General features: G+C 62.6%; 5 protein-coding genes and 1 pseudogene. 3 read left to right on the forward strand and 3 right to left on the reverse strand.

Annotation, left to right across the window (positions count from 1 at the left end):
* Positions 1 to 643: pseudogene (locus ENZ74_RS21135) on the forward strand (hypothetical protein); the annotation flags it as partial.
* On the opposite strand, the gene ENZ74_RS21140 reads toward ENZ74_RS21135, so the two are convergent.
* The 3 genes from ENZ74_RS21140 to ENZ74_RS21150 form a co-directional block, all read right to left on the reverse strand.
* Positions 621 to 968, reverse strand: a complete 348-nt coding sequence (locus ENZ74_RS21140) for a DUF1491 family protein (protein ID WP_013532655.1) — start codon at positions 966 to 968, stop codon at positions 621 to 623. The pseudogene ENZ74_RS21135 and the gene ENZ74_RS21140 sit on opposite strands and share 23 nt — an antisense overlap.
* A 69-nt stretch (positions 969 to 1,037) precedes the next feature.
* Positions 1,038 to 1,835 (reverse strand): peptidoglycan-binding protein, encoded by a 798-nt coding sequence (locus ENZ74_RS21145; protein ID WP_013532656.1) that lies wholly within the window; start codon positions 1,833 to 1,835, stop codon positions 1,038 to 1,040.
* Entirely contained in the window at positions 1,810 to 3,543 is a 1,734-nt protein-coding gene (locus tag ENZ74_RS21150) for an ATP-binding protein (RefSeq protein WP_013532657.1), read from the reverse strand. The genes ENZ74_RS21145 and ENZ74_RS21150 overlap by 26 nt, the downstream gene beginning before the upstream one ends.
* 535 nt (positions 3,544 to 4,078) lie before the next feature.
* Between ENZ74_RS21150 and ENZ74_RS21155 the strand changes: the two genes are divergently transcribed.
* On the forward strand, positions 4,079 to 4,432 hold the full coding sequence (locus tag ENZ74_RS21155; protein ID WP_013532658.1) for a DUF5330 domain-containing protein: 354 nt from the start codon (positions 4,079 to 4,081) through the stop codon (positions 4,430 to 4,432).
* A 100-nt stretch (positions 4,433 to 4,532) separates the two neighbouring features.
* Positions 4,533 to 4,961, forward strand: coding sequence for a SufE family protein (locus ENZ74_RS21160; protein WP_013532659.1), 429 nt, complete (start codon positions 4,533 to 4,535; stop codon positions 4,959 to 4,961).
* Positions 4,962 to 5,095 lie beyond the last annotated feature (134 nt).

Raw genomic sequence — 5,095 nt, forward strand, 5'->3', positions numbered from 1 at the left:
GATCAGGGCCCTCGAGAGGCCAACCCTGGTGCGCGCGCCGGACCCGGATGCGAACGCCGCTGGGGCAGACAAGATCGCGCCAGCGAGCGCGGATACCGCCTCCGGCGAGCCAGCCCGGGAACAGACACTCGGCATCGCGGCCGAGAATGCACGGCGCAGGCTGCGCTCGATGATGCGCACCGGCGACGAGAAGACAGCGACCGCCGAGCCTTTCAAGGGCGCCGACACCTATATGAAATTGCGCGAGACAGCGCTGACGGGAAACGCCGCGTTCTTCCAGACCGCGCTCGCCGATGCGCTCGACATCGATTTCGAGACCGCGCGATCGCTCACCGCCAACCAGAATTATGCCTCGCTGCTTGTCGCCTTGCGCTCGCTCGACCTCAGCGAAGACAGGGCCTTCCTGGTCACGGTTGCCGTCTATCCCAGCCAGTTCCCGCACCCGCAGGCTATCCGGACTTTCCTCGACCGCTACCGGCTGCTGCATCGCGAGGCGGCCCAGGACAAGATGCGGTCGTGGAGAGCGGAAATCCTTTCAAGGGTGGTTCGCGGCGCAGCACCTGCCAACAGCGATACACGCACCGCTTCGAACAGCGACGATGCGGCGGCTTCTTCCGGCCTCAGGGCGTCTTCACGGAAATAAGCTCCTCGACGGGCACGGCACCGGCCTCGATTTCGACCACCCAGATGTCGGGATCGAATTTTTTCTCCCGTTCCAGCCTGGCTTCGAGCACCGCGGGATCGTCACCAGCTCCGAGCAGAGTGAAAAACCGGTCGTCGGGCTTGGCCGAATCATAGCTTGTCTGCGGCGCCGGCCCGAACAGGGCAACCTCACCCAGCCTGCCCCGCGCCAGCACGAACACAGCGCCGGCCTCGGTCGCGCCACGCTTGACCACGGCGGCAAATCCACCGGCGCCGAAAATCCGGCGCAACAGGGCCGAAACCCACAGATCCGATGTGACGCGCATGAGAGAGCTCCCGAAACTGCCGGTTCTCTATCGATATTTCCGCCGCTCGGCGAGCCGTCGTTTCGGCCGTCAGTTGGTCAGGCCGATCTCGCGCATCTTGACATAGACGATCTCATCGGGCTCGCCGGTCTGCGGCAGCCCGAACAGCGACTGGAATTCCTTGATCGCCGCCTTTGTGCGCGCGCCGACGACACCATCCAGCTGCATGTCGTCATTGCCGAACGCCTTGAGCCCGGCCTGGATCTTGACGATGCGGGCATCGGGCGCTTGCGTCGCGGCATCCGCCTGCCCGGAATTTGTCTGTCCCGAACCTGTCTGCAAAGACACCGGAACGGCGGCCGGCATATCCGGGCGCGGCTGCGGTCTGGGCACGACGGAAGCTGTCTTCGGCGTCGCGCCCAGTTGATCGAGCAGAAGCGCGTCGATCTCGCCGGACGTGTTGAGCCCGACCTTCTGCTGATAGTCCTGGATGGCCTTGCGGGTGTTGGGTCCGGAAATGCCGTCGACCGTCCCGGAATAGAAATCGAGATCCTTCAATATGCCTTGCACCTGCTCGACAACCGGATCGCCCTTGATCGGTGCCGGCGCGCCGGATGGCCGCACGATGTTGAATGTCGTCTCCGGTTCGTCGGGCGTCGCGTGCGGAAAGCCCGCAATGCTGCGGGTCGCAAAAAATGCGCCGGCATGCGGGAAAGGTTGGTACCACAAGGCATTGGCCGAGACATAGAACAGCGTCACCAGGAACGCCGTCGAGCCGCCCACCAGGACAGGATTGCGCGAGATCATGCCGCCGACGGCGACAGCGCCGTCCTGAAAGGCATTGCTGCGGCGCTTGACCGCCTTAGCCGGTTTTGCGGAGCGAGCCATCTCTGTCCCCTTTCGCCATCGCCACAGGCATGGTCAGCACGCCGGTCTTCTCCGCCTGATGTCCCTTCGGTCCGTTCACCGGCAGGCTGATGGTCACCGTGGTGCCCTCGCCTGGCATGCTTTCGATGGACATCGTGCCCTCGTGCAGCGCCACCAGGCCCTTGACCAGTGAAAGGCCAAGACCAGTCCCCTCGAAACGGCGGGTATAGTCGTTCTGGATCTGCATGAAGGGCTTGCCGAGATTGGCGAAATCCTCCTCGGCGATGCCGATGCCGGTGTCCCTGACCCAGAAATGCAGGCGCGAACCGATCCGCTTGGCGCCGACGACGACGTCGCCGCCGTCGGGAGTGAACTTGATCGCGTTGGAGACCAGGTTGATGAGCATCTGCTGCACGGCGCGCTGATCGGCATTGATGTCGCCGGCGTCCGGCGCGATCTGCGCCTGCAGATCGATGTTCTTGGCCTGCGCCTGCAGTTGCATCATCGACTGGCACATATCGACCGCCTCCGCGAACCGGAACGGCTCGGGTTCGGTCGCATAGACGCCCGATTCAATCCTGGACACGTCGAGTATCGAGGTTACGACGGCGAGCAGATGCTGGCCCGAATCCCGTACCAAGCCGACATATTCTTTCTGGCGCGGATCCTTGAAGGCGCCGAACATCTCATGCAGCAGCATATCCGAGAAGCCGATAATGGCATTTAACGGCGTGCGCAGTTCGTGGCTGACCACCGCCAGGAAGCGTCCCTTCGCCACCTCGGCGGACGCGGCCGCCTCATTGGCTGCCGCCAGATCCTCGCGCAACCGGGCGATCTCGTCATTCTGCCTCAGGACGAACGTAAAGACATCACCCTGTTCCTCACCACGCACGAGATCAAGCGAGAACGGCCGGTAATTGTCGGCCGTCAGGCCATTGCCATTCTGAGGCAGCCGGATGCGCAATTCGAGCCGGCGCGACAGTGCGCCGTCGCGCATGTCGGCCATTGCGCTGAGATAGGAAACGCGATCCGACAGATGGACGCGATCGAAGAGGCCGTTTCCGGACAGCAGTTCGGGCGGCAGTTTCAAAAGCGTGCGCGCTTTTGGCGACGCGTCCAGGACCTCGCCATGACGGGCGACGCGCAAGACCACCGCATCGATGATGTCTTCGAGCCGGTCGGCAGTGTCGAGCACATCAGCCGCATCGGCCGTGTTTTGAAATGCCGATGCGCGCGGGATCAGTGTGAGCGTCCAGGCCAACGGCACCAACCAGTGCCACGCCGCGATCTGCGCTCCTGCGAACGGGAATACGGTTCCAGCCAAAGGCTGAGCCAAGATGGCGACAGCGGCCGACACGGCTCCCCACAGCGCCGCCCGCCGCGAAGCGCCGATCCACCAGGCTTCAAAAGGCAGCGCCACGACAAGCATGGCGACAGGCGAACTCAGCCCGCCCGCGGCGGCAATGAGACTGCCGAGAGAAATGCCGGCCAGCACCAGGGCGACCCAACTCGCTATCGCCATCTTGCCGGTCGCCGCCACCAGCAAGGCGACGAACCAGCACAGGCCAAAGGCGGCGAAAATGGCGGCCATGGTGACGGCGACGCCCATGCCTGAAGTAACCAGCGTGACCGCGGCACCGGCGACAAAGAAAGGAGCGGCGAGCATGACGCCGATAAAGCGGCGCTGGCGCTCGCGGTCGCTCCGCCCAAGGATGGACGGATGGACCATACGTTCGCAACCGGCCGAAATCGCGCCAGGCAATTCAACGTATCTGGCCTTGATTGAACTCAACTCAACGCACTCGCACTTGTCGTGGACAGCTCTGCTTTGCAGATGGTTCTGGTTGGCTTTGAAACTCGCATCCAGCGTTTAAGGAATGGATAAGGCAGGGCCGACCAGGGCCCGGCCTGCGGCAAATATCGGGATGCCGGCGGCCGAAAGCACGGACAAATGCAGCCATAGTAAACGGAGAGTTATCCGCCGACTGCACCCATCGGCCGGGCGCACTCGGCACCTGGACTTCCCTATTTCAAGAAAAACACAGGGAAATCATGGGGATATATGGTTATTTGTTGTTAAGGAAAATTGCTCGGATTTGAGACAAGTCGATTGCAGAACGGTTCGTTTCGAATTTGCCTAAAATTTGAGGAAAATTCTCTCTTTGCCCGCAAGCCGTCCTTTGCGCCTGTGTGCCAAAATCCTGCCTACAAAAGAGGTCATGCCATATGGATGCATGATCCGGTCACGACGAGAGGGCAAGGGCATGGTCTTCCTCATAAGAATGGCTTTCTGGTTTTCGCTGGTGCTGCTGGCGCTGCCATTGAGTGTCGGCCCCGATGAAGCGGGGCATGAAAGCGTCGGACCGATCCAAGCCTTGTTTGCGGCACGCGAAGCGGTTGGCGATATCGCCGGCATTTGCGAACGCAAACCCGATGTCTGCGAGACCGGCAAGTCGGCGATGCACACCATTACCGCCCGCGCCAAAGAGACCGCCAAGATCGCGGCAGCGATGATGGACGACAAGTCCGCCGCCGGCCCCGACACGTCGACGATGACCGGCAGCGTGCCCGAAGGAATCGTCTTGCCCGAGACCGTCAACCTGCCGCCTCAGAATTAAGCCGTTTCGACGGCGCACCGCGGGCTGTCTGCCCTCTCGACGCCCGCGGTGTCCTTGTTTTTTCCGTGACGCGGAGCCGCCGCGTGACTATATCCCAGACATGACCACGACGATCCAGACGATCCGCGACGACTTCTCGTTCCTCGAGGAATGGGAAGACCGCTATCGTTATGTCATCGAACTCGGCGAGGCGCTGCCGCCGTTTCCGGACGAGCAGCGCAGCCCCGCCAACAAGGTGCCGGGATGCGTCAGCCAGGTCTGGCTGACCACTGAACGCGGAGCTGGAGCCGATCCTGTCATCACCTTCTCCGGCGATTCGGACGCTCATATCGTGCGTGGGCTGGTCGCGATCATGCTGGCGCTGTTTTCCGGCAGGACCGCCAGCGAAATCCAGAAGACCGATGCGGAAGCGACATTGAAAGAACTCGGCCTCGACGAACATCTGTCGCCGCAGCGCGCCAACGGCCTTCGCTCGATGGTCAAGCGCATCAAGCGCGACGCCGAGGCAGCGCTCAAGCAGACCGCCTGACGCTTCCCGACCCGATCCGCGCGTCGCGGCTCGCAAAAATCAAACGGCGCCCGAAGGCGCCGTTGATGTCGATCCGATCTGGCTGGCAGCAATTACCGCGCTTTGCGCTTGCGGCCGAGACCCATCTTCCTGTC

It is taken from the genome of Mesorhizobium sp. M7A.F.Ca.CA.002.15.2.1, assembly GCF_003998715.1.
Classification (GTDB): Bacteria; Pseudomonadota; Alphaproteobacteria; order Rhizobiales; family Rhizobiaceae; genus Mesorhizobium; species Mesorhizobium ciceri.